Raw genomic sequence first — 24,550 nt, 5'->3', positions numbered from 1 at the left:
AACCTCTATGAACACGCCCACCTACGAAACCCTTCAACTGGTCGTCGACGCGCGCGGCGTGGCCCGCCTCACGCTCAACCGCCCCGACACTCATAACGCGCTCAACGCCACCCTGATCTGCGAGCTGCGCCGTGCCGTCGATTGGCTGGCCGTAGCGCCGGGCGTGCGCGCGGTGGTGCTCACCGGCACCGGCAAGACCTTTTGCGCCGGTGGTGACCTGGGCTGGATGCAGGACAACATGAAAAAGAGCCGGGCCGAGCGCGTGGGCGAAAGCGGCGATCTGGCGCTCATGCTGCGCGCCCTGAACGAGCTGCCTATGCCCGTCATTGGCCGCATCAATGGCCCCGCGTATGGCGGCGGCGTCGGCATGATCTCGGTCTGTGACATCACGATCGCGGTCGATACCGGCATCTACTCGCTGACCGAGGTGAGCCTGGGCCTGCTGCCGGCCAATATCGCGCCCTACGTCGTGGCGCGCATGGGTGAAGCCAACGCCCGGCGCACCTTCCTGACGGCGCGCCGCATGAGCGCGGCAGAGGCGCAGCGCCTGGGCCTGCTCTCAGAAGTGGTGGCGGCCGATCAGCTCGACGCGGCCATTGAACGCGAACTCGCCGACCTGCTGCAGTGCGCGCCCGGCGCGGTGGCGGCCACCAAGAAGCTTGTGGCCTATGTGCAGGCGCACGATCTGCCCACCAACATGATCTACACCGCTGACAAGCTGGCCGACGCCTGGGAAACCGAAGAAGGGCGCGACGGCATTGCAGCCTTTTTTGGCAAGCGGCTGCCGGTGTGGCGGCAGGTCTGAGTGTTGGCATGAAGGCGTGCGACTGATGTTTAACACCCTCCTGATTGCCAATCGCGGGGAGATCGCCTGCCGCATCGCCCGCACCGCGCGCCGCATGGGCTTGCGCACGGTGGCGGTCTATTCCGACGCCGACCGCGAAGCCCTGCACGTGGCCCTGTGCGACACGGCCGTGCGCATCGGAGCACCGGAGGCCGCGCGCAGCTACCTCGATGCTGCGGCCATCGTGGCTGCGGCGCGTGCCGCCGGTGCGCAGGCCATCCATCCAGGCTACGGCTTTTTGTCGGAAAGCCTGGCCCTGATTGACGCCTGCGAAGCCGCCGGGCTCATTTTTGTGGGTCCCTCGCGCGAGGCGATCCGGCGCATGGGCTCGAAGATCGAATCCAAGCGCATCGCGCTCGGAGCCGGCGTGCCGGTGGTGCCGGGCTACCACGCCGACGACCAGGACTCTGCGGTCTTGCAGGCGGCGGCCGGGGGCATCGGCTACCCGGTGCTGATCAAGGCCTCGGCCGGCGGCGGCGGCAAGGGCATGCGGGTGGTGCGCAGCGCGGCTGACTTCTCGGACGCGCTGGATACCGTGCGACGCGAAGCGAAGGCTTCGTTCGGCGACGACCGCGTGCTGCTGGAACGCTACCTCGACGAGCCACGCCACCTCGAAGTGCAGTTGCTGGGCGACAAGCACGGGCATCTGGTCCATTTGTTCGAGCGCGAATGTTCGATCCAGCGCAACCACCAGAAAGTGATTGAGGAAGCGCCCGCGCCGCACCTGCCTCCCGCCGTGCGCGAGGCCCTGTTTTCGCACGCACTGACGATCGGGCACGCCATCGGCTACGACAGCACCGGCACCATCGAGTTCATCCACGACAGCCGCAGCGGCGACACCTTCTTCCTGGAAATGAACACCCGGCTGCAGGTCGAGCACCCGGTGACCGAGTTGACGGTCGGTATCGATTTGGTCGAATGGCAGCTGCGGGTGGCCACTGGTGAGCCGCTCGGCTTCGCCCAGCCGGACCTGTCGCAGCGCGGCTGCGCGATCGAGGCGCGTGTCTGCGCGGAGAATCCGGCGGCGGGTTTTGCGCCCGAGATCGGCGCCCTGATCGACTACCGCGAGCCGCGCGGCGAGGGCGTTCGGGTCGACAGCGGCGTGCGCAACGGCAGTCAGGTGACGCCTTATTACGACTCCATGCTGGCCAAGGTAATTGCCCATGCCGACGACCGGCCGACCGCCGCACGGCGGCTCGCCACGGCATTGGACGACACGGTGCTGCTCGGCGTGCACTGCAACCTCGGTTTTCTGGCCGATCTGCTGCGCCATGACCACTTCGCGCAAGTACTCACCACACATTACATCGAACGCGCCTTTCCCACAGGCTGGCAGCCGCGCACGGACGATGGGCTGGCCATCGCGGCTGCCGCCGTGCACGGCGTGCTGATCAAACAGGCGACGGCCGGCCGCTCGGCCTGGCAGTCGCTCGGGGCCTGGCGCGCGGCCGGCGCTGGGAGTGGCACTGGCAGCACACAGGTGCTGCTCGAAGACGAGCAGCGCTGCGTGCATGAAGTCAGCGTCTCGCCGCAGGGTGACAGCTGGCGTGTGTGCGTCGGCGATCGGGAGTTGACCCTGGCGGCGGTTTTGGCCGGCGACACCCTGGCGTTGCAGCGCGACGGCCTGACGGTTCGCTTCACGGTGGCGGTGGAGCAGCACGCCAAGCAAGGCGAACGCGTGTGGCTCTCTGGCCCGAGCGGCACGTGGGCCTGGCGCCGGCTCGATCGCTGGCAGCGCGCACTCAAGGGCGCGGCGGGTGCCGATGAGCTGGGCGGCAATCTCCTGCTCGCCCCCATGCCCGGTCTGGTGACGCAGGTGCAGGTCAGTGTAGGCATGAGTGTGAACGCCGGCGACACGCTGGTGCAGATGGAAGCGATGAAGATGGTGCATACGCTGAGCGCGGTAGCGCCGGGACGTGTGGCCGAGCTGCGTTGCCGCGTCGGCGACGCGGTGCGCGGTGGTGATGTGCTGGCGATCATGGAAACAATCGAATCCGAGGAAAAGCAATGAACGAGCCGATTTATTTTGACGAGCAACACCGGCAGTTCCGGGACAATCTGCGCCGCTTTGTCGAGCAGGAGGTGGTGCCACAGGCAGCGCCATGGGAAGAGGAAGGCATGGTGCCGCGCGCGGTGCTGCGCAAAATGGGTGAGCTCGGCTACCTCGGCGTGCGCTACGCCGAGAAACACGGCGGCTCCAAGCTCGACACGGTGTACAGCGCGATCCTGGCCGAAGAACTCGGCCGCTCCACCTACGGCGGCTTTGCCGTGACGGTGATGGTGCATACCGACATGGCCTCGCCGCACCTAGCCAACTTTGGCACGCCAGAACAGCTCGAGCGCTACCTGCCCACCATCATCCGCGGCGAGAAGATTTGCGCCGTGGCGGTCACCGAGCCCGATGCAGGCTCCGACGTGGCCGGCATCCGCACCCGCGCGGTGCGCGACGGTGACCACTGGGTGCTCAACGGCAGCAAGATGTTCATCACCAACGGCGTGCATGGCGATGTGTATTTCGTCGCCGCCAAGACCGACCCGACGGCCAAGGGCTCGCGCGGCATTTCGATCTTCATCGTCGAGAAGGGTACGCCGGGCTTTCGGGTCGGGCGCGCGCTTAACAAGAGCGGCTGGCTGTCCAGCGACACCGCCGAGCTGGTGTTCGAGGACTGCCGCGTGCCGACCGCTAACCTGCTGGGCGAAGAGAACAAGGGCTTCTACCAGATCATGCGCAACTTCCAGAACGAGCGCATCGTGCTGGGCGCCCAAACCATGGGCGAGGCTGCGCGCGCGATTGAGCTGACGCTGGCCTACGTGCGCGAGCGCAAGGCCTTCGGCGCCACGCTGTGGGACAAGCAGGCCATCCGCCAGCGCCTGGCAATGCGCGCGGCGCAGGTCGAGGCCGGCCGCCAGCTCGTTTACCACGCCGCCTGGCTCGACGCGCAGGGGCGCGAATGCGTCAAGGAGGTGTCGATGGTCAAGGCGCTGTGCGGCGAGTTGGTCAACGACGTGGTCTATGACTGCCAGCAGTTCCACGGCGGCTTCGGCTACATGCGCGAGGCTGCGATCGAGCGCATGGTGCGCGACGCCCGCGTCCAGGCCATCGGCGGTGGTGCCACCGAGGTCATGCTCGAAGAAGTGGCGAAACGCTTGTGAACATGAACACCTCCCCGGCTACTTCAGCCATTGACGGGTTGGTCGGGCTGCCGCTGAAGGAGGTCCTGCCCGGCATTCTGATGTTCACGCTGCCGGTGGACTACGGCATCGACCACGTCAACATCTACCTGATTCGCGAAAGCGAGGGTTGGTGCCTGTTCGACACGGGTGCCGATTGCGAGGCGGCCCGGGCCTTGTGGCTGCGCGCATTGGCAGGTCCGCTGGCGGCTGGCTTGACGCGCATCATCGTCTCGCACCACCACCCCGACCACCTCGGGCTGGCGGTGTGGCTGCACGAGCGCACCGGGGCGCCGATCCTGATGCGCGAGGAAGAGGTGGCGGTGGCGCGGCAGACGCACGTGGTCAGCGCCGGCGACCGCGCGTACTGTATCGACTTCATGCGCCGCCATGGGGTGGCGCCGGAGGACGCGCAGCAGGTGGTGGGCGGGGTGTTGCAAAGCAACATGGCCTGTGCCGTGCCGACTCGCGTCGAGCCGCTCGAAGCCGGCCAAACGCTGCACATCGGCGATCATGCTTTCGACGTGCTGGTGCTTGGTGGCCACAGCATTGCACAAATTTGCCTGTACGAGCCCAGGCTGAAGTTGCTGCTCACAGGCGACCAGTTGCTCGAGCGCATCACACCCAACATCGGTGTATGGCCCTATGGCGAAACCGATCCGCTGCCACGTTACCTGGATAGCCTGCGCACCATTGCCGGGCTGGAAATCGAGCACGTGCTACCGGCCCACCACCGCGTCTACCACGCCGGGGGCGAGCGCGCGCATGGACTGGTGGCGCACCACCAGCGGGCTCTGCGCAAGTTCATGGCGCGTCTGGGCGCGGGGGGCATGAATGCCACCGAACTCGGCTACGCCGTTTATGGCGCGCAGAGCGACCCGCTGCATGCTTACCTGGCCATGGGCGAAACCCTGGCGCACCTGCTGTGGCTGGAGCGCGCCGGCTACGTGCGCCATGAAGAAACGCCAGCCGCGACCCGCTGGTATCCGGTGACGGCGGCCGGCGAAGAGCCCACCCTCACCTTGTCTGGAGACATGTCGAGATGACAGAAACACACACCATCAACGAAGAAGAAATCGCCAAGCGATGGCAGAAGTTCGCCCATGTGTCGCCGTACAACCGCGAACTGGGCCTCCTGCCGCACGCGGTGCGCACCGACTGGTGCGTGCTCAAAGTCGAGTACCAGGAAGCGCTGGTGGGCGATCCGCAGACCAGGGTTTTGCATGGCGGAGTGATCACTGCGCTGCTCGACGCCGCGTTCGGATTCGCGATTTTCGTCAAGCTGCCGGAGATACGGCCGATGGCCACGCTGGACTTGCGCATCGACTACCTCAAGCCCGCCACGCCCGGGCGTGCGATTCTGGGGGGGGCCGTTTGCTACAAGCTGACTGCAGAACTGGCGTTCGTTCGCGGCGCTGCCTACCACGACACGTCGGACGACCCAATAGCCACCGCAGTCGGCATTTACATGTTTACTTCCGGGCGACCGGTATTGCGCAACGAGGAGGTGCCACGATGAATTGGACCGAACAAATTAACCATGCGCGCGCCCAGGGTGACTGGAGCGAAGTGATCCAGGCTGTGCCCTTTGCACGTTTTCTGGACTTGCGCATTGATGTCAAGGGCGAGGAGTTCACCTGCGTCTTGCCATTCCAGGAAAAACTGATAGGCAACCCCATCCTGCCGGCTCTGCATGGCGGTGCCACCGGGGGGTTTCTGGAGTGCGCCGGATTGTTCTATCTGCTGTGGCACATGGACAGCCGGGACTTGCCCAAGACCATCGATTTCAACATTGATTACCTGCGCTCGGGCCGACCGCAGGACACCTATGCCAACGTCGTTATGGTCAAGCTGGGCCAGCGGGTGGCTAATCTGCGCATCCAGGCATGGCAATCCAGCCCCGATAAGCCCATCGCCCTTGGCCACGGCAATTTCATGCTGCGAGCCTGAGGGCACAGAAAGGAAATGTCCATCATGTCTCAACCTACCTACCGTTCCGTGTTCCGCCCTGGCCTGTTTGCAGGTCAAACCGTTATCGTCACCGGTGGTGGCAGTGGCATCGGCCGCTGCACCGCGCACGAGCTGGCCAACCTTGGGGCCAGCGTCGCGCTGGTCGGTCGCCGCATCGAGAAACTGGAAGCTGTGCAAGCTGAAATCACGCAGGCCGGCGGCCAGGCCAGTATCCACGCTTGCGACATTCGCGACGAGGCGGGCGTCAAGGCCATGATCGCCGACGTGATCGCACAGCACGGCAAGATCGATGGTCTCGTCAACAACGCGGGTGGCCAGTACCCGCAGCCGGTCAAGGACATCAGTCTGAAGGGCTGGGATGCGGTGGTGCGCAGCAACCTCACCGGCGGCTTTCTGGTGGCGCGCGAAGCCTTCAACCAGTCCATGGCGTCCCATGGCGGCGCCATTGTCAACATCATCGCCGACATCTGGGGCGGCATGCCGACCATGGCGCACAGCGGCGCGGCGCGTGCCGGCATGCTGTCGTTCACCGAGACGGCGGCCTGCGAATGGGCCGGCGCCGGCGTGCGCGTCAACGCCGTGGCGCCGGGCTGGATCGCCAGCAGCGGCTTTGATACCTACAGCCCCGAGATGCAGGCCGAACTGCGCAGTCTGAAAACCAAGGTGCCGCTGCAACGCTATGGCACCGAGGCCGAGATTTCGGCAGCAATTGTGTTTTTGCTGTGCGAGGCGGCGGCTTTCATTACGGGTTCTTGCATTCGGGTCGATGGCGGCGTGCCCAATGCCCGCCCGACCTGGAAATTGGAGGCCCATGATCGGTCCAAACCCTTCAACGGCTTTGCGTTGGCCGAACCGCCAAAGTGCCTGAGCGTCAAGGATGAATGACATGGATGTGACTATGAAAACCACAAATTCGAACGATCCGTCGGCTTATCTCGCGCCCGGCCGCTACGTGGACAGCGACCACCCGGCTGTGATCGCGTTCGCGCGCCGGGTGGCCGACCCCGCGATGACGCCGCGCGAGATCGCGGTCAAGCTCTATTACGCCGTGCGCGACGAGTTTCTCTACGATCCCTATTACTTTGACACAAGAGTCGAGGGATTGAAGGGCAGCCACGTGATCGAGGCCGGGCGCGGCTTTTGCGTGCCCAAGGCGGCGTTGCTGGCGGCGGCGGCCCGCGCCCTGGGCGTGCCGGCACGGCTGGGCTATGCCGATGTTCGCAACCACCTGACCAGCAAGCGGCTGTACGACATGATGGGCACCGACTTGTTCGTCTTTCACGGCTATACCGAGCTGTGGGTTGACGGTCAATGGCTCAAGGCTACACCCGCCTTCAACCGCTCCTTGTGCGAGAAGGCCGGTATCCGTCCGTTGGAGTTCGACGGCAGCGCCGATTCTGTCTTCCATGAATTCGATGTCAGTGGCCGCCGTCACATGGAGTATGTGCATGACCGTGGTGTCTACGCCGATCTGCCGCGCGAGGAACTGCTGGCCACGTGGCGCGAGCACTACAAGAGCTTCGCCGACTGGGGTCAGGTGGCCGGTAGCGGTGCCGACTTCGCGCAAGAGGTGGGTAAGCCATCATGACGACGCGCCGGGAATTTGCCGGCTTCGCGGGCGGCCCCCTGGTGGCCGATGTCTACGGCCCGGTCGGCGCGCCCACGGTGCTGCTGCTGCACGGTGGCGGACAAACCCGCCATGCCTGGGGCAAGGCCGGGCAAGTGCTGGGCGATGCCGGCTGGTACACCGTTGCGCTGGACCTGCCGGGGCATGGCGATAGCGCCTGGGCCACGGATGGCGACTACCGCATCGAGACGCTGGCCGACACCATGTGCCGCATCTGGCGCGAGCTGGGAACGCCGCTGGCGGTGGTCGGCGCCTCCCTGGGGGGCTTGACCAGCATGGCCGCCATCGGGCGCCCACATGCGCCGCCGATCAACGCGCTGGTGCTGGTGGACATCGCGCCGCGCATGGAAGAAGCCGGTGTCGAGCGCATCGTGCGCTTCATGCGGGCGCGGCCCGATGGCTTTGCGTCGCTCGAAGAAGCCGCGCAACACATCGCTGACTACCGTGGGCGGCCAATGGAAGGACCGATCGAGGGCCTGAAGAAAAACCTGCGCCTCAATGCGCAAGGCCGCTGGGTCTGGCATTGGGATCCGCTACTGATGAGCGAGGCCAACCACAACCACCGGCGCGACGCGGACGGCTACGAGCGCGCCTTGCGCGGTCTGCAGGCGCCCACCCTGCTGCTGCGCGGCCAGCGCAGCGACGTCATCAGCGAAGAAGATGCGCGTGCCCTGGTGCAAACCTTGCCGCGGGCGCGCTTTGTCGATCTGAAGGGCGCCGGCCACATGATTGCCGGTGATGCCAACGATGCCTTTGTCGCCAGCGTGGCGGACTTTCTGCATGAAGTGATGCCGCCGGCAAAGGCTCCGGCGAGCGGAATCTGAATCTGAACCTGAACCTGAACCTGAACCTGAACGAGGAGCATGCAATGAGTTTGCGATCTTTCACCTTGCACGATCTCATCCACCGCAACGCCGGGCTGCACGGCCCGAACACCGCCCTGGTGTTCGGCGATCAGCGGGTCACGCATGCCCAGTACGCCGAACGCACGGCGCGCCTGGCCGCCGGTCTGGCCGATGCGGGCGTGGGCCGGGGCGACCGGCTGGCGATCCTGGCACCGAACTGCCTGGAATACGTCGACCTGTTCGGTGCCGTCGCCCATCTGGGCGCGATCGTGGTGCCGATCAACTGGCGGCTGTCGGCCGAGGAGGTCGCCTACGTCATCGAGGACGTGGCCCCCAGGGTATTGATCGTGGCCGATGAATTCAAGGCGCTACTCCCGCAGCAAGGGCTGGACGGCATGCAGCGCTACACGCTGGGGACGGCGCCGGGCGCGGCGCAGGCGCCGTGGCAGCCGGTCAGAGCCCTGTATCTCGATCGCACCGTGCCGCCCGCCGATCTGAATGACGATGAGGGGCTTGTCATCATCCACACCGCCGCCGTGGGCGGGCGGCCGCGCGGCGCGCTGCTCTCGCACCGCGGCCTGATCGCCGCCAGCCTGCAGACGCAACTGGCCTGGCAATTGACCACGGCAGATGTCAATCTGGGCGTCTTGCCGCTGTTTCACGTGGCCGCCATCGGCTTCCTGCTAGCCACGCAGCAGGCGGGCGGCGCGACGCTGCTGCTGACACGTTTCGATCCGGCGAGCCTGGTCAAACATATCGACGAGGACGGGGGCAGCCTGATCGGCACCTTCCCGCCGATGCTGGGCGCCCTGCTGGACGCCGCCGCAGTCCAAGGCTCTGCACTGGCCAGGCTGCGTGTGGTGTCGGGGATTGATGTGCCCGACACCATCGCGCGATTGCGCATTACCTGTCCCCATGCGACCTTCTGGAGTGCCTACGGCCAGACCGAGACCTCGGGCTCGGTCAGTCTGGCGCCGTTCGACGAGTGCCCCGGCAGCGCCGGGCGTCCCACCGCGCTGAACACGGTCGCGGTGGTGGACGAGCTGGACCGCCCGCTGCCCACAGGCGCCACCGGCGAGATCGTGGTGCGGGGGCCGATGGTGTTCCAGGGCTACTGGCGCTGCGAAGCAGACAACGCCTTCACGCTGCGCAACGGCTGGCACCACACGGGCGACATGGGGCGCATCGATGCCGAGGGCTACCTCTGGTACAGCGGGCGTTCACCGGCCAAGGAGTTGATCAAGCCGGGCGGCGAGAACGTCTATCCGGCTGAAGTCGAGCGGGCCATTCTGGAGCACCCGGCGCTGGCGCAGGTGGTGGTCATCGGGGTGCCCGACGTTCAGTGGGGCGAGGCGGTCAAGGCCATCTGCGTGCTGAAGGCTGGGCACACGCTGAGTGCTGAAGAATTGATCGAGTTCGTGGGCGGTCGCATCGCACGCTACAAGAAACCCAAGCATGTGGTGTTTGTATCGGCACTCCCCTTGGGGAGTGCCGATAGCATTGACCGCGCGGCCGTCAAGGCCGCGCACGGCGGGGCCTGATGGCCATGTCAGCCCGGTGTGCTCAAACCGCCATTGACGCTGAGCGTCTGGCCGGTGATGGCATCGGACTCCGGTCCGGCAAAGAACGCCGCCGCTTTGGCGATGTCCTGGCAATGTACTGGAAACAGCATGCGCTTGCGCAGGTTCTCGATCATGCCCGTGCCATGGCCGCCTTCGAGCGCTGGCGAGCCCGGACCCCAGCGCGGCTCGGCATCCCAGATGTAGCTCATCGCCACCGAGTTGACGCGAATGCCGTCGCGCCCCAGCTCACGTGCCAGCACGCGGCACATTTGCATCATGCCGCCTGTGGCGCCGCCAATGAAGGATTCGCCGACCGTGGCCACGCGGCCCGCGTCGGTACCCACCGCGACGATCTTGCCGCGGCCGTGCAGTGCCATGACGCGGGCGGCCGCCTGGATCGCAAACGCGCGGGTGAGCCAGTGGGCGCGGATGTAGTTGTCGAAGTCGCCGTCGCTCATTTCCTTGAAAAGGCGAAAGGACGGCGAATCGGCACTGGCACCTGCGCCGCTGGCCACCAGGATGTCAAGGCGACCGTGGCGCTCGGCAACTCGATCCACCATGGCACGAACCGCGTCGCTATTGGTCAGGTCGGCTTGTTCAAACGTGGCGCTGTAGCCGTTCGCAGCGATCTCGTTGATCACCGCCTGTCCGGCTTCGGGATTGCGGCCGTTGACGATCACGTGCGCGCCGCGCCGCGCCAACTCCAGCGCAATGGCACGACCGATGAAGGCCGTGGCACCGGTGACGAGGGCGATCTGGCCTTGAAGTTGACCGCCAGGCAAGGGTGCTGGGTTCATCCGCTGTTCTCCTGCGCTAGACGACATAAAAACCTGATTGTGCCAAAACAGCGGGCCAGGCCGATAGAGGGATTGCCCGCAGAGAACCACTTTCATCCATCACCACCCATCAATCACCGGACTTCAAAATGGCCAACCTGACCGACAGCGCCAAGTCGCATCATTTCAAGACGCACCGACGCACCATCACCGAAACCGATATCGTCACCTTCGTCAATGTGGTCGGCTTGCATGAACCATTTTTTATCGACATGGAGTACATCCGAGAGAACATGACCGGATCGCATCGCAGCCGCTTTGCGCCCGGCCCGATGGTGATCTCGCTCGGTATGGGGCTGCTGGCGACCTATGTGTCCGGCATCATCAAGCAGGTGCTAGAAGGGCGCGAGGTTGGCCCGTTCGGCGGTATGACTGGCGTACAGGCGCGCCTGCGCGGTGCGCTGTTTCCGGGCGACACCATTCATGTCGAAGGGGAGGCCCGACTGCTCCCCACGACCTCGCGCGGCTATACCCTGATGGAGTTGCAACACTTGGTTATCAATCAGCGTGGCGAGACTATTGTTGACTTCACTGAAACCATTACTTTTTTGCCCAAGGAGGTCGGTACCCGGTGACCCTGATGGTCCAAGTTCGCGGGCGCGACAGGGGCGCACGCTGATCCCAGACCCGGTCGCAAGCCATCCGGCACGGCTAAGTTCATTCCATTTCAATACAACGACTAGACAACATGATCGAATCTCAACTGAGCCCCAAACTGGTTCAACAAGCCAAGGCCGGCGGATACTGGCACAACAAGACCCTGCTCGATTTTCTGGACGAAGTCGCGCCCAGCCGCCTCGACAAAGTGGCCGTGACCGACCTGAACAGCATGACCGGGCAGGCGACCACCTTGTCGTACCGGCAAATGCTGCGCCTGTCCAGGCGCATCGCGCTTGGTCTGGCGGCACTGGGCGTGGAGCGTGGCGACGTGGTGTCGTACCAGTTGCCAAACTGGTGGCAGTTTGTGGCACTGCACCTGGCCTGCCTGCGCATCGGCGCGGTGACCAACCCGGTGATGCCGATCTTCCGCCACCGCGAGTTGACCTTCATGCTCAGCCTGGCCGAATCGAAGGTCATGATCGTGCCGCGCGAGTTTCGCGGTTTTGACCATGCCGCAATGCTGCGCGAGATTCAGCCGGCGCTGCCGCAGCTAAAGCATATCTTTGCGATCGGCGGCGAAGGCGACATGTCGTTCGAGAAGCACTTCATCGAGCGCCGCTGGGAGCAGGAAACGCCCAATGCCGATCGGTTGCTGGCCGAGCGCCGCCTGCACCCCGACGAGGTGTTGCAGTTGCTTTACACCTCCGGCACCACCGGTGAGCCCAAGGGCGCGTTGCACACCTCCAACACCCATTTCGCGAACATCGTCGAGATCGTCAAGCGTTGCGGCTTGACCGCCGAGCATGTGTGTTTCATGCCCTCGCCGATGGCGCACCAGACCGGCTTTGCCATCGGCATGGAGCTGCCGCTGATGTTGGGTTCGAAGATCGTGCTGCAAGACACCTGGGATGCCGAAGTGGCGCTTCAACGCATCCAGGACGAGGGCGTGCACTTCATGATGGCGGCCACGCCCTTCCTGGCCGACCTGACCGACCATTCCGCGCTCGACAAGTACGACATCTCCACGCTCAACATCTTTATCTCCGCCGGCGCGCCGATTCCGCGCGCGCTGGTGCAGCGCGCCACCGAGCGCTTGAAGGCCCACATCGTGTCGGGCTGGGGCATGACGGAAAACCTGCTGGTCACGACCACCCGCATCGGGGATTCGCCGGGCAAGGTCTTCGGCACCGACGGCGTGCCCATGCCGGGCATGGAGATCCGCGTCGTCGATGCCGGTGGCGATGTCCTCGCCACCGGCGGGGAGGGGGAACTGCAGTCGAAGGGCCCCAGCAACTTCGTCGGCTACCTCAAGCGCCCCGCGTTGTACGGCATGGACGGCGAGGGCTGGTTCAAGACTGGTGACCTCGCGCGCATCGACGCCGACGGCTACGTGCGCATCACCGGCCGTGCTAAGGACATCATCATCCGCGGCGGCGAAAACGTCCCGGTAGTCGAGGTCGAGCAGATGTTGCACCGCCATCCGGCCATCCAGGCGACCGCCGTGGTCGGCGTGCCCGATGCGCGTCTGGGTGAGCGCGCTGTGGCATATGTCACGCTCAAGCCTGGCCACGGGCTCACGCTCGACCAGATGAAGCACTTTCTTGAAGAGCAGGGCATGACGAAGCAGTACTGGCCGGAAACGTTGAACATCTTGGACGACTTGCCGCGCACACCCAGCGGAAAGATCCAGAAGTTCCGCTTGCGCGAGATGGCACGTGATGAAAACAAGGCCGATTGACCCAACCCGGGCCCGTGGTTAGTACAGACCGCACGGGCCCGGGATATTTAACACCAGGAGATTTCTAAATATGACAAAACGAGAAGCTGTGATCGTCGGCGTTGCCGACCTGCCACTGAAGGACGGCAAGGTCCTTGCGCCCATGTCGGTCCTGCAGGCCCAGGCGCTGGTCGCCCGTGACGCGCTCAAGGACGCAGGCATTGCCATGCGCGAAGTCGATGGCCTGCTGACCGCCGGCCTGTGGGGCGTGCCCGGTCCGGGCCAGTTGCCGACCGTGACGCTGTCGGAGTATCTGGGCATCACCCCGCGCTTCGTGGACGGCACCAACATCGGCGGCTCGGCCTTCGAGGCGCACGTGGCGCATGCCGCCACTGCCATCGAGGCCGGCCGCTGCGAGGTGGCCTTGATTACCTACGGCAGCCTGCAAAAGAGCGAGATGAGCCGCAACCTCGCCGGGCGTCCTGCCGTGCTGACCATGCAGTACGAGACGCCTTGGGGCATGCCCACGCCGGTGGGCGGCTATGCGATGGCGGCGAAGCGCCACATGCACGAATACGGCACCACCTCCGAGCACCTGGCCGAGATCGCGGTGGCCACGCGCAAGTGGGCGGCGCTCAATCCGGCCGCGACGATGCGCGGCCCGCTGTCGATCGACGATGTGCTCAAGAGCCCGATGATCTCCGACCCGCTGCACCTGCTCGATATTTGTCTGGTCACCGACGGTGGTGGCGCGGTGGTCATGACCACGGCAGAGCACGCCAAGGCGCTCGGGCGCAAGGCGGTCCATGTGCGCGGTTACGGCGAATCACACACTCACTGGACCATTGCCGCCATGCCCGATCTGGCGCGCCTGACCGCAGCCGAGGTCGCGGGCCGCGACGCCTTTGCCATGGCGGGCATCGGGCATGACGCCATTGACGTGGTCGAGGTCTATGACTCGTTCACCATCACCGTGCTGCTGACGCTCGAAGCGCTGGGCTTTTGCAAGCGTGGCGAGGGCAGCGCTTTTGTCGCCAACCAGCGCACCGCGCCGGGCGGTGTATTCCCGCTCAACACCAACGGCGGCGGTCTGTCCTACGCGCACCCCGGCATGTACGGCATCTTCCTGCTGATCGAGGCGGTGCGCCAGTTGCGCGGCGAATGCGGCCCGCGCCAGATCGCGAACGCCGTGACCGCGCTGGTCCACGGCACCGGCGGCACGCTCTCCAGCGGTGCCACTTGCATCCTTTCCACCCGGTGAGCACCATGTACGACAAACCCCTGCCCGTCATCGATGGCGAAAGCCGCCCCTACTGGGATGCCCTCAAGCAGCATCGCCTGACACTCAAGCGTTGCCACGACTGCGGAAAGCACCATTTCTATCCGCGCGTCCTGTGCCCGCACTGCCATTCCGACGCCGTCGAATGGGTCGATGCCTGCGGCACCGGCACCATCTACAGCTTCACCATCGCGCGCCGGCCGGCCGGCCCGGCCTTCAAGGCCGACACCCCCTACGTGGTGGCGGTGATCGACCTCGACGAAGGCGCGCGCATGATGACCAACATCGTCACCGACGATGTGGAGGCGGTGCGCATCGGCCAGCGCGTGACGGTGCGCTACGACGACGTGACCGACGAGGTCACGCTGCCGAAGTTCCGGCTGTTGTAGCGCCGAGGTTTCCCGCATGGACTTCACCATCGATCCCGATACCGTAGCGATTGCCGAGGCGGTGCTGCGCTTCGTGGAGCGCGAAGTGCTGCCGCTGCAGCAGCGCCACCAAGACCTGCTGGGCAGCGAACGCACCTTGTTCGATGCCAGCGGTCGCTATGTGCCCGAGGTGCTGGCGCTGCGCCAGCAGGTGCGCAAGCGCTCGGCCGAACTTGGTTTCTACACCCTGTTCGGCGACGAAAAACTGGGCGGCGGCGGGCAGGGCGCGCAGGTCATGGTCCATGTGCAGGAGGTACTCAACCACCGCGTTGGCCCGGCGCAAGCGCTGGTCCAGACGGTAGTGCTGCCGTCGCCCTTTACCAACGGCCTGTCGCCGGTGCTGCGGCACCTGGACCCCGAGGTGTTTGCCGGTTACCGCGACGGCATCGCCAGCGGCGACAAGACCCTGTGCTTTGGTCTGAGCGAGCCCGATGCCGGCTCCGATGTATTCGGCATGAAAACCCGCGCCGTGCGCGACGGTGACGAATGGGTGCTCACCGGCACCAAGCAGTGGATCACGAACTCGCCCTACGCCGACTACGCCATGGTGTTTGCGCTGACCGACCCCGAAGCCGCAGCCCGCCACAAGGGTGGCGTTACCGGTTTTTTCGTTGACACGCGCGCGTCCGGGTTTTCCGTGCCGCGCATCATCAACACCATGGGCCACCTGGGCGGCGATACCGGCGTCATCGTGCTCGACGGCGTGCGGGTGCGCGACGACCACCGGCTCGGCGATGTCGGGCGCGGCCTGACGGCGGCCATGGACGGCGTCAACGCCGGGCGCATGGGCATGGCGGCTTCCTGTTTGGGCCTGGCGCGTTGGGCGCTAGACCAGGCGGTGGAATATGCCAAGGTGCGGAAAACCTTTGGCGTGGCTATCGCCGAGCACCAGGCCATCCAGCTCATGCTGGCCGACAGCGCGATGGACATCTACGCCGCCAAGACCATGATCCAGAACTGTGCCTGGCGCCTTGACAGCGGCCGCGCCTCCACCGCGCAGGTCAGCATGGTCAAGGCGTTTTCAACCGAGATGCTCGGGCGCGTCATGGACCGCAGCATCCAGATCCACGGCGGCATGGGCCTGACCAACGAACTGCGCCTGGAAGAGGGCTACCGCTTCGCCCGCGTGATGCGCATCCCCGACGGCACCGGCGAAATCCAGCGCCGCACCATCGCGCGCCAACTGCTGACCGGACAGGCCGACCTGTAGGCTGTGCCGATCCCCTTCAAGGCGCAACCAGGAGACAGATTGACATGATGAAAGAACACGAACTGTTTGCGGGAGGCCATCGGCTGGCCGCCACCACCTGGGGTGATGTGGGCAACGGGCAGCCGACCATCGTGATGATGCACGGCGGGCTGGACTGCATCACCACCTGGAAAGACCTGCCTCTGGTGTTGGCCGAATCCAGCGGCTGGCCGGTGCTGGCCTATGACCGGTATGGTTATGGGCGATCCGAGAGTCTGGTGGGTGGGCGTGAGCCCAGTTACCGGCGTGAAGAGGCGGGGCCGGTGCTTGGCGAGGTGTTGCGCCACTTCGGAATCCACAAGGCGTTGATGTTCGGCCACAGTGATGGAGGAGCCATGTCGGTGCTGGCTGCGGCGGCGCATCCTGAACTGGTATGCGGCGTACTTGCCTGCTCGCCAACCATCGCCATCGATCCGTTCATGGTGGATGCCATGGCCGGTGCGCGGCGCGCGTTTGAGCAAGACGGCTTGCGTGAAAAACTTCAGCGCCACCACGGCGACAGCACCGACGCGATGTTCTGGGGCTGGTACGAGCCCTGGGCCAGCCCGCAGGCGCTGCAATGGGACATGAGCGCCGAGGTTGCCGCAGTGCGTTGTCCGGTCTCCGTGTTGTTCGGCAATGACGATGAATATGGCTGGCGACCCAGCGCGATTTCCTTGTTCCGCCACGGCCTGATGCCGCTCGAAGTGACGGCACTGCCTGGGGTCGGCCACCATCCTCAGCAGCGTACGCGCGGCGAGACGATTGGCATGTTGCAGCGGCTGCTCGGGCGCATTGGGCGCAGCGCCCCGGTCGGTAGTGAGGAAACAGGCCGCTGACGGACACTGCACAACCCATGTTTTCCCGTGAGCTGACTCGCCAGCTTCAATGAGCCGCCGTCAGTGCGGACCGACGCAGGCCTGGCGGGCCAGCATGCCTGCCAGCGGCGAAAGGTCGGTCAGTTCGTCGAGCCGTGCCACCAGGTCGATCAGTTCTTCGCTCTCGTCAGGTGTGAGCACGGACTTAACCAGTCGGCGAAACTTCTCCTCCAGGCGCTGCTGCTGCTCCAGCAGGTCGCTGGCCGGGCGCCCGCTGTCGTGGCGCTGGCGCAGCACGGCGCCGCTCTGGGTCTCGATCACCACCTCGCTGAGGGTGAGCTCCGGGCATTGGGGTGCGAGCAAGACCTGCACGCGCTCACGCAGCGCCACCACCTCGGGCGCGTACACGGCCTCGTCACTGAACGCGTCCAGTCCGGCGGTGTCGACCCCGGCCAGCGCCATCGCCACCGTGTGGCGCAGACTGAACTTGGCCTCCAGCCCGGTGCGCGGCTCGGCGATGTTGCACACGCCCTCGCTGGCGGCACTGGCACGCACCGTCACCCGAAGCACGTCATCAGGCCGCAGCGCGTGTTGCAGGCGCAGGTGGCGCGCCGCCTCGATGGCGGCGTGGGTACCGTAGCAGGCGGCGTGGAACTTGAACAGGTTGCGGCGAAGGTGCCAACTGCCGCCCGGATTGGCCAGGGTCGCTTCCAGAGATGCGGTGCCGCCGTGCGTCGCCACGAAGCCTTGCGGACATTCCATGGCGTCGTCACGGCTGGTGAAACCACGCGCGGCCAACTGGGCTGCCTGCAGTCCGTCGGCACTGGCGCGCCCGGCATGCAGGGGCTTGCACATGGTGCCGAACATCGATTTTAGCCCGGCCGCCATGGTGCTGGCGATGCCCAGCGCGGTCGCGGTGTCATCGGCGTCGAGCTGAAGCAGGCGTGCGCAGGCGGCGGCCGCGCCCAGCGTGCCCAGCGTGGCCGTGGTGTGAAAGCCGTTGGAATACTGGGCGTCGCCGCACGCCAACCCCAGTTGGCACATGGTTTCATAGCCGGCGGCGAAGGCGGTCATGAAGTCGCTTCCGCTGGCGCCGCGCGACTCGGCCAGGGCCAGCAAGGCCGGGATCAGGACCACCGAGGGATGGCCGGTGCAGGCCATGTTGACGTCGTCGTAATCGAGCGCGTGCGAGGCCGAGCCATTGATCAACGCCGCCTGTCGGCTGGAGGTCGTCATGGCGTGCCCGACGACGGTGGCCTGGGCGTGGCCTCCCTGTTCACGGGCTTCTTCGGCCAGCATATGAACCAGCGGCTCGCACGCGCCAGCCAGCGTCACCCCAATCCAGTCGAGCAGGCATTGCCGGACCCGCAGGCGCACATCCTCCGGCAGATCGTTGTAGCACAGGGCAGCGCTGCGTGCGGCCAGTTGCCGCGTGATGCCAGAGGTTTGGACGGCGGCCGACGGTGCGGGTTTTGTGGTCGTGGTCACGCTCATTTCAGCGCCCCTTCCAGACCGGTTTGCGCTTTTCCCGGAAAGACTGCGGGCCTTCCAAGGCGTCTTCACTGAGGTAGACGGCATCGAACGCTCGGTTGGAGGCGCGCAGCGCGGCGGTGCGGCCCATCTCGGTGGACAGGCGCACCATTTCCTTGGCCGCGCGCACCGTCAGCGGCGCATTGGCCATGAGCCGGGCCGCCAGTTCCTTGGCGCCCTGCAATGCTTGCCCCTTGGGCATCAGGCGGTTGATGTAGCCGAGTTCGTAGGCGCGCTGCGCCGTCAGCGGGTCGCCGGTCATCGCCACTTCCATCAGGATGCGCTGCGGCAACATGTGAATGACCGGCGCGGCCCACGGCATGCCGCGCCCGACCTTGGCCTCGGTGATGGCGAATTTGGCGGTCTCGTCGGCCACGCACAGGTCGCACATCTGCGACAGCAGCCAGCCGCCGGCATAGGCATAGCCCTGCACGGCGGCGATGACGGGCTTGGTGACCTCGATGTTGTCGCCGAGCACGGCGATGAAACCCGCGGGCGGGATGCGCAGTTGCATGTCGGCGGCTTCCACCAGGTCCATGCCAGCGCAGAAGTTGTCACCGGCCCCGGTGAGGATGGCCACCTGGGCCTCGGCATCGGCTTCGAAGCGGCGCCAGATATTGAAAAAGCCTTCGCGCACGGCGCGGTTCAGCGCATTGCGGCGTTCGGGCCGATTGATGGTGATGACGGCGATGCCGTCGCTGACCTCGTAGAGAAGTTCGTTGGTCATAGGGACAGTCTCCATGTCAAGTTGTGGTTCGGTTCTTTGGGGCCGCGTGCTGACGCGATCGGCGCAGGAGCTGCTTTGTTTTCAGTGCTTGACTTGGCGCTAATCCGCGCGGGTCCAGTTCCGGACGGTAGCCGAGCGCACGCGAAATGTTTGCGGCGAGTTCCATCACCAGGCGCTGCAGGTCAGCAGCCGCGGCGCGACCGCGCTCGATAGGCGCGGCGATGATCAGCGCCGCGCTCACGCGGCCTCCGGGTTCGAAGATCGGGGCCGAAAAGCCGGCAACGTCGGGGGTCACTTCCCCGATCGTGACGGCCACGCCGGTCTCCCGAACCTGCTCGATGATGCGCGCCAGTTGCTTTCGGTCGGTGACGGTGTGCTCGGTCATCGCACGCAGGTCGGCGTATTGCAGGTATTCGCGGCGCCATGCCTCGTCCTGGAACGCGAGCAGCACGCGACCAGCGGAAGACGCAAACAGCGGCCGCGTGGTTCCGGCCGGCACGGCGTATCGAATCGTTCTCGTGCTCTCGATGATCGGGCTGTAGATGAGCTGGCCAGCGGCGCGGTCGATTCTGGCGATCAGGGCGGTCTCGCCGGATCGCGCCACCGCCTCACGCAGGAACGGCATGACCACGAGGTCGAGCGACCGGGCCGACACCAGTGATGCCCCAAGAGAGAACGACTCAGGACCCAGTCCATACACCTCATTGCTGCGTTGCAGGTAGCCATGCGCCGTGAGGCCGCGCAACAGCGAGAGCACGCTGGTCTTCGGTGCATTCATGACCATGCACAAGGGGGTCAGGGCCAAGCCGGCAGGGTGGTCGGCCAGTATCCGCAGCAGTCGCAGCACGCGTGTCACTGCCATGGGCGACCCGTCCGCACCGGGTGCGACACCCGTGCGCTCCCGCCGTGATGCTGTTGACGTGTTCATTGGATGGGGGCTCCTGATTGTTCTGATATCGGAATATTTGTTTTAATATAAGAATAACGTTAGGATGCACAACCGTCAATCGGGTTTTCCTGGCAGCGCATTGTGGAGGAAGCCCCGACTTGACCGGAGGAGACACAGATGACGAACAAACAAGACCAGGCGGCACTTGGGGGGCCGCTGGCGGGCGTGCGGGTGATTGACCTCAGCGCGGTGCTGATGGGGCCCTACGCCACCCAGATTTTGGGCGACCATGGCGCGGACGTGATCAAGATTGAATCCCCCGAGGGCGACTCGACCCGCTGGATCGGCCCGGGACGCCATCCCGGCATGGGTCCGCTGTTTCTGCACCTGAACCGCAACAAGCGCAGCGTGGCGCTCGACCTCAAGTCGCCGCAGGGCGCGGCCGCGATGCGGCACCTGATCGAAGGCGCCGACGTCTTTGTCCACAACCTGCGTCCGGCCTCCATCGAACGGCTCGGGCTGGACTACGAGCGTGTGTCGGCGATCAATCCGCGCATCATTTGGTGCGGCGTGTACGGCTATGGCGAGGACGGTCCCTACGCCGGCCGCCCGGCTTATGATGACTTGATCCAGGGCGCGGTCGGCATTGCCGCCCTGCAGCAGCGCAGCGGGGCGAGCGAGCCGCGCTACGTGCCATTGACGATTGCCGACCGCATGGTCGGCCTGCATGCGGCGCACAGCGTGGCCATGGCGCTGTACGGGCGCGAGCGCACCGGGCGCGGCTGTCGCATCGACGTGCCGATGTTCGAGACCATGGCCAGCGTGGTGCTGTCGGACCACCTATACGGGCACACCTTCGAGCCGCCCAGCGGTGACGCCGGCTACGTGCGGCTGCTGTCCCCCGGGCGCCGGCCGTACCAAACCAGCGATGGCTACATCTGTGCGCTGGTCTACAACGACGGGCACTGGCAGCGTTTTCTGCGCGCCATCGAGCGCGACGATTTGCGGGTCGATCCGCGCTTCGCCGACCTGGCCAGCCGTACCCGGCACATTGACCATGTGTACGGCTTTTTGGGCCAGACGCTGCGTGGGCAAAGCACCGCGCACTGGCTGGCGCTGTTCGAACAAATCGACGTGCCGGCGGTGCCACTGAATACCATCGAGTCCCTGCTGGATGACCCGCACCTGGCGGCGGTGGGCTTCTTTCAGCAGGTCGAGCACCCGAGCGAGGGAGCCATGCGCACCTTTGGCGCGCCGGCGCGCTGGGTGGGTTACGACGTCAGCAAGCTGGCGCCCGCGCCGCGACTGGGGGAACACACTGAATCGGTGCTGCGCGAATGCGGCTTTGATGCAAGCGCGCTGGTGTCCTTGCTGGCCAGTGGCGCAGCGGTGTCGGTGGCCGCCGATGCGGAGGTGTCAGCATGAGCGCCTTGGCATTGATCGTGACCCGACTGTCTGGCGCACTGGGTGCGGAACTCTCCGGGCTCGACCTGTCGCAGCCGTTGCGACCGGATGACTTGGCGACGCTGCGCAGTGCCTGGTTAGAGCACGGCGTCGTCTTTCTGCGTGATCAGCAGCTCACCTCTGAACAATTTCTGGCCTTCGCCCAGGCCATTGGCACACCGGTTGAATACCCGTTCGTCAGCGGCATTTCGGACTTTCCGGTCATCATCGAAGTGAAGAAGCTGGCGCACGAAAAAGTGAACTTTGGCGGCGTCTGGCACAGCGATACCGCCTACCTGGAGAAACCGCCGATGGCCACACTGCTGCTGGCGCGCGAGGTGCCGCCTTACGGGGGCGACACGCTGTTTGCCAACCAGGTGCTGGCCTACGAGGCCTTGTCGGATGGCATGAAGCAGCTGCTCGATCCCCTGGTGGCGGTCAATACCTCGGCCAAGGCCGACGTGACGCGCACCCGCGAAGACCGCCTGGCCGAATCCGGGCGCGCTGACGCGAACCGCCATTACGAGGCCGAACACCCTGTGGTGCGCACCCATCCGGAAACCGGCCGCAAGGCCTTGTATGTCAACTGCGCCCATACCGCGCGCTTCGTCGGCATGACCGAAGAGGAGAGTGCGCCGCTGCTGCAATTTTTATTCGGGCACCAGAAGAAGGAAGAGTTCACCTGTCGCTTCCGCTGGCAGGTGGGTTCCCTAGCGCTATGGGACAACCGCTGCACGCACCACTACCCGGTCAACGACTACCACGGTTTTCGCCGGATCATGCACCGCATCGCGCTGGCGGGTGATCGGCCTCGCCGGTAGCTTGGCGCTTGCCGGGGTTTCGGCTGCGGCCGCGACATCGGCTTGCCAGGATGTCGTGCGGCCTCAACGGCGGCGTGGGGGTGATTCGCTGAGCCCAGAACAAGCGCAGTAGAACAGATCATCCATAATTACTTACCTACTTCGTGTTTTTTCTTTCGTGCGCTTGGTGGCTCACGAACACTTGGCAGTCGAGGGCTTGGTGCGAAGATCGATCATGGGCATGCCCTATCGCGACTTTTTGCGTATGAACAGCACCATCGCTGCATCGGTCAGGTCATCAAGCGAGGTTCCCTTCTTAGGGTCAAACCACTGTACTGACCGGTTCAGTGCACCAAAGATCAAATGGCGCGCCAGGGGCACCTCGGCTTGCAGGCAGCCGGCCGAGGCCAGTTCTTGGAGCACAGGCGTCCACGCCGCTTCGTAATCGCCTTGCAGCTTTGCGATGACGCTGCGCTGCCGCGTCGTGAGAGAGCGCGACTCGTAGAGCACTGCCTGCATGAAATCGCTGTTCGATCCCAGCAGCGTGTGGAAATGCGAACGGATCAATTGCCGCAGTGTGGTCGCAGCGTCATGTTCGGCAAGCAGCACGATCATCTGGCGCGCCAGCGCGCTGCGCATGCCTTCCTGCATCACCTCATACAACAGCGCATCCTTGCTTTTGAAGTGACAAAACAGTGATCCGGAATGCATGCCGGCGGCTGAGGCGATGGCACGCGTGCTCGTTCCATTAAAGCCGTTGCGTCGAAACAGTTTGGCCGCGGCCTTGACGATATCTTGGCGGCGGTTGCCTTCATTTCGCTCTTGCGGCGTCTTGCGTGGGCGGCCTCGCGGCCGCTTGGCTGCTGGGAAAGTGGGGAGGGAGCGCGCGGCACACATCATCAGCGAACGAGTAGCGACGCCTGCCAATGGTGCCGGTTCGCAAGCTCGGGCCACCCCGAAAACGGCGGCCGGCGGCCTCGACCGTGTTGCGAACCTCGGTCCGGGTGGTCGGTGCCGGGGATGACGGCCATCGGCTCAGTACGACTTCGGCAAGCCCAGCACATGTTCGCCGATGTAGTTGAGCAGCATCTCGTTGTTGATCGGCGCGATTTCCAGCAGGCGGATCATGGGCCACAGCGTGATGATGTCGTAGTCGCGGTCAAAGCCGTAGCCGCCGTGGGTTTGCAACGCGGCCTCGACGGCGGCCACCGCCGCTTGCGAGCCCAGCAGCTTGGCCATGTTGGCATGCGCGCCGGCGTCCTCGCCGGCGTCGAAGCGCTCGGCGGCGGAGTAGGTCATGAGGCGTGCGGCTTCGATCTGTGCCTTGGCCTGCGCCATGCGGTGCTGTAGCGCCTGGTAGGAGCCGATCGGTTTGCCGAAGGGTTTGCGATCATTGGCGTAAGCTACCGCCTTGGCCAGCGCATAGTCACCCAGGCCGATGGCGGCGCCGGCGGCCAGCAGGCGCTCGGAGTTCAGACCTTCGAACATCAGCTTGGCACCCTTGCCGGCTTCGCCGATCAGCGCGTCGGCGGGCAGCTTGACGTTGTCAAAGAACACCATGTACTGGCGCTCGGCAGTTTCGACCTGGATGTTGAGTTGCGTCAGCCCGATGCCGGGCGTTTTCATGTCGAGCACGAACAGCGAGATGCCGTCGGTGCGGTGCTTTACCTCGCTGGCCTTGGTGGTGCGGGCGATCACCAGCATGTAGTCGGCATCGCGCGCGCCGGAGATGAAGACCTTCTGGCCGTTGAGCGTCCAGCCGCCGTCGGCGTTGGGCGTGGCCAGCGTGGTCATGGCGAAGCTGTTGGTGCCGGCGTTGGGTTCGGTGATGGCAAAGCACAGCTTCTTCTCGCCGGTGCAGGTTGGGGTGACGTATTTGCGGATCTGCTCGGGCGTGCCGTGGCGCATGATCGGCACCCGGCCCAGGCCGGTGACGACCAAGAACAGGGTGGGCACGCCGGCCAGCGCCAGCGCCTCGTTGAGCGCGGTGATCTCCAGCACGCCGCCGCCGGAGCCGCCGTACTCTTCCGGAACCGACAGGCCGAGCAGGCCGAATTCGCCGAGCTTTTGCCACAGCTCGTCGGGGAAGCGGTCTTCCTTGATGCACTGCAGGATGTAGCTGCGCGGGTACAGGGTGGTGACGCCGCGGGCGGCTTCCTGCACGTCGCGGATGCGCTCGCGCAGGCTTGCGGAAGCGGTGTTGGCAATGGCGGTGGTGGCTGGGGTGCTCATGGT

The 24,550-nt window shown here is 65.3% G+C and carries 24 protein-coding genes; 18 read left to right on the top strand and 6 right to left on the bottom strand.

From position 1 onward, the window contains the following. Positions 1-7 precede the first annotated feature (7 nt). The 10 genes from PSV26_RS03445 to PSV26_RS03400 are packed head-to-tail and all read left to right on the top strand — an operon-like array spanning position 8 to position 9,999. Entirely contained in the window at positions 8-805 is a 798-nt protein-coding gene (locus PSV26_RS03445; RefSeq protein WP_300567773.1) for a crotonase/enoyl-CoA hydratase family protein, read from the top strand. Between the two features lie 25 nt (positions 806-830). Continuing rightward, positions 831-2,855: a biotin carboxylase N-terminal domain-containing protein gene (locus PSV26_RS03440; RefSeq protein ID WP_300567770.1), complete on the top strand. Its 2,025-nt coding sequence runs from the start codon at positions 831-833 to the stop codon at positions 2,853-2,855. Next, entirely contained in the window at positions 2,852-3,997 is a 1,146-nt protein-coding gene (locus PSV26_RS03435; RefSeq protein WP_300567768.1) for an acyl-CoA dehydrogenase family protein, read from the top strand. Before PSV26_RS03440 ends, PSV26_RS03435 begins: the two co-directional genes overlap by 4 nt. A 2-nt stretch (positions 3,998-3,999) precedes the next feature. Next, entirely contained in the window at positions 4,000-5,061 is a 1,062-nt protein-coding gene (locus PSV26_RS03430; RefSeq protein ID WP_300567765.1) for an MBL fold metallo-hydrolase, read from the top strand. Beyond that, a complete protein-coding gene (locus PSV26_RS03425; RefSeq protein WP_300567762.1) occupies positions 5,058-5,534 on the top strand; it encodes a PaaI family thioesterase in 477 nt (158 codons plus the stop codon). Before PSV26_RS03430 ends, PSV26_RS03425 begins: the two co-directional genes overlap by 4 nt. Further along, the gene (locus tag PSV26_RS03420; RefSeq protein ID WP_300567760.1) at positions 5,531-5,965 is read left to right on the top strand and encodes a PaaI family thioesterase; all 435 of its coding nucleotides are present in this window, start codon (positions 5,531-5,533) and stop codon (positions 5,963-5,965) included. The genes PSV26_RS03425 and PSV26_RS03420 overlap by 4 nt, the downstream gene beginning before the upstream one ends. 24 nt (positions 5,966-5,989) lie before the next feature. Then, positions 5,990-6,871 carry an SDR family oxidoreductase gene (locus tag PSV26_RS03415; RefSeq protein WP_300567758.1) on the top strand — a complete coding sequence of 294 codons (882 nt, stop codon included), beginning with the start codon at positions 5,990-5,992 and terminating at the stop codon, positions 6,869-6,871. A 13-nt stretch (positions 6,872-6,884) separates the two neighbouring features. Next, a complete protein-coding gene (locus PSV26_RS03410) occupies positions 6,885-7,574 on the top strand; it encodes a transglutaminase family protein (RefSeq protein WP_300567756.1) in 690 nt (229 codons plus the stop codon). Continuing rightward, positions 7,571-8,437, top strand: coding sequence for an alpha/beta fold hydrolase (locus PSV26_RS03405; RefSeq protein ID WP_300567753.1), 867 nt, complete (start codon positions 7,571-7,573; stop codon positions 8,435-8,437). The genes PSV26_RS03410 and PSV26_RS03405 overlap by 4 nt, the downstream gene beginning before the upstream one ends. 44 nt (positions 8,438-8,481) lie before the next feature. Next, positions 8,482-9,999, top strand: coding sequence for an AMP-binding protein (locus PSV26_RS03400; RefSeq protein WP_300567751.1), 1,518 nt, complete (start codon positions 8,482-8,484; stop codon positions 9,997-9,999). 8 nt (positions 10,000-10,007) lie between these two features. On the opposite strand, the gene PSV26_RS03395 is transcribed toward PSV26_RS03400, so the two are convergent. Then, the gene (locus PSV26_RS03395) at positions 10,008-10,817 is read right to left on the bottom strand and encodes an SDR family oxidoreductase (RefSeq protein ID WP_300567748.1); all 810 of its coding nucleotides are present in this window, start codon (positions 10,815-10,817) and stop codon (positions 10,008-10,010) included. Between the two features lie 128 nt (positions 10,818-10,945). Here PSV26_RS03395 and PSV26_RS03390 point away from each other — a divergent pair, with 128 nt between their 5' ends. The 6 genes from PSV26_RS03390 to PSV26_RS03365 all read left to right on the top strand — a co-directional run bounded on the left by PSV26_RS03390 (position 10,946) and on the right by PSV26_RS03365 (position 16,947). Beyond that, the gene (locus PSV26_RS03390; protein ID WP_300567745.1) at positions 10,946-11,431 is read left to right on the top strand and encodes a MaoC family dehydratase; all 486 of its coding nucleotides are present in this window, start codon (positions 10,946-10,948) and stop codon (positions 11,429-11,431) included. Between the two features lie 113 nt (positions 11,432-11,544). Then, complete coding sequence (locus tag PSV26_RS03385; protein ID WP_300567742.1) at positions 11,545-13,194, top strand: cyclohexanecarboxylate-CoA ligase; 1,650 nt, start codon at positions 11,545-11,547, stop codon at positions 13,192-13,194. A gap of 70 nt (positions 13,195-13,264) precedes the next feature. Further along, a complete protein-coding gene (locus PSV26_RS03380) occupies positions 13,265-14,434 on the top strand; it encodes an acetyl-CoA acetyltransferase (RefSeq protein ID WP_300567739.1) in 1,170 nt (389 codons plus the stop codon). A 5-nt stretch (positions 14,435-14,439) separates the two neighbouring features. After that, positions 14,440-14,841 (top strand): Zn-ribbon domain-containing OB-fold protein, encoded by a 402-nt coding sequence (locus tag PSV26_RS03375; protein WP_300567736.1) that lies wholly within the window; start codon positions 14,440-14,442, stop codon positions 14,839-14,841. A 16-nt stretch (positions 14,842-14,857) separates the two neighbouring features. Continuing rightward, positions 14,858-16,090 (top strand): acyl-CoA dehydrogenase, encoded by a 1,233-nt coding sequence (locus PSV26_RS03370; protein ID WP_300567734.1) that lies wholly within the window; start codon positions 14,858-14,860, stop codon positions 16,088-16,090. Between the two features lie 44 nt (positions 16,091-16,134). After that, positions 16,135-16,947, top strand: a complete 813-nt coding sequence (locus PSV26_RS03365; protein ID WP_300567731.1) for an alpha/beta hydrolase — start codon at positions 16,135-16,137, stop codon at positions 16,945-16,947. Between the two features lie 60 nt (positions 16,948-17,007). Here the strand turns inward: PSV26_RS03365 and PSV26_RS03360 are convergent, their stop codons facing one another. The 3 genes from PSV26_RS03360 to PSV26_RS03350 are packed head-to-tail and all read right to left on the bottom strand — an operon-like array spanning position 17,008 to position 20,045. Further along, a complete protein-coding gene (locus PSV26_RS03360; RefSeq protein WP_300567728.1) occupies positions 17,008-18,414 on the bottom strand; it encodes an MmgE/PrpD family protein in 1,407 nt (468 codons plus the stop codon). Positions 18,415-18,421: 7 nt separating this feature from the next. Continuing rightward, positions 18,422-19,183 (bottom strand): enoyl-CoA hydratase-related protein, encoded by a 762-nt coding sequence (locus PSV26_RS03355; protein ID WP_300567725.1) that lies wholly within the window; start codon positions 19,181-19,183, stop codon positions 18,422-18,424. A gap of 16 nt (positions 19,184-19,199) precedes the next feature. Continuing rightward, positions 19,200-20,045: an IclR family transcriptional regulator gene (locus tag PSV26_RS03350; protein ID WP_300567722.1), complete on the bottom strand. Its 846-nt coding sequence runs from the start codon at positions 20,043-20,045 to the stop codon at positions 19,200-19,202. A 204-nt stretch (positions 20,046-20,249) separates the two neighbouring features. Between PSV26_RS03350 and PSV26_RS03345 the strand changes: the two genes are divergently transcribed. Together PSV26_RS03345 and PSV26_RS03340 are read left to right on the top strand one after the other, a co-directional pair. Continuing rightward, the gene (locus PSV26_RS03345) at positions 20,250-21,497 is read left to right on the top strand and encodes a CoA transferase (protein WP_300567719.1); all 1,248 of its coding nucleotides are present in this window, start codon (positions 20,250-20,252) and stop codon (positions 21,495-21,497) included. After that, a complete protein-coding gene (locus PSV26_RS03340; RefSeq protein WP_300567717.1) occupies positions 21,494-22,336 on the top strand; it encodes a TauD/TfdA family dioxygenase in 843 nt (280 codons plus the stop codon). Before PSV26_RS03345 ends, PSV26_RS03340 begins: the two co-directional genes overlap by 4 nt. Positions 22,337-22,561: 225 nt before the next feature. Here PSV26_RS03340 and PSV26_RS03335 read toward each other — a convergent pair whose 3' ends face one another. After that, positions 22,562-23,242 (bottom strand): TetR/AcrR family transcriptional regulator, encoded by a 681-nt coding sequence (locus PSV26_RS03335; RefSeq protein WP_300567714.1) that lies wholly within the window; start codon positions 23,240-23,242, stop codon positions 22,562-22,564. Positions 23,243-23,350: 108 nt separating this feature from the next. Further along, the gene (locus tag PSV26_RS03330; RefSeq protein ID WP_300567711.1) at positions 23,351-24,547 is read right to left on the bottom strand and encodes an acyl-CoA dehydrogenase family protein; all 1,197 of its coding nucleotides are present in this window, start codon (positions 24,545-24,547) and stop codon (positions 23,351-23,353) included. Between the last annotated feature and the right edge of the window lie 3 nt (positions 24,548-24,550).

This window comes from Polaromonas sp., from assembly GCF_029945685.1.
Lineage (GTDB): Bacteria > Pseudomonadota > Gammaproteobacteria > Burkholderiales > Burkholderiaceae_C > Polaromonas.
Note: the sequence above shows the minus strand (reverse complement) of the source record. Positions and strands in the feature narration are given on the sequence as shown.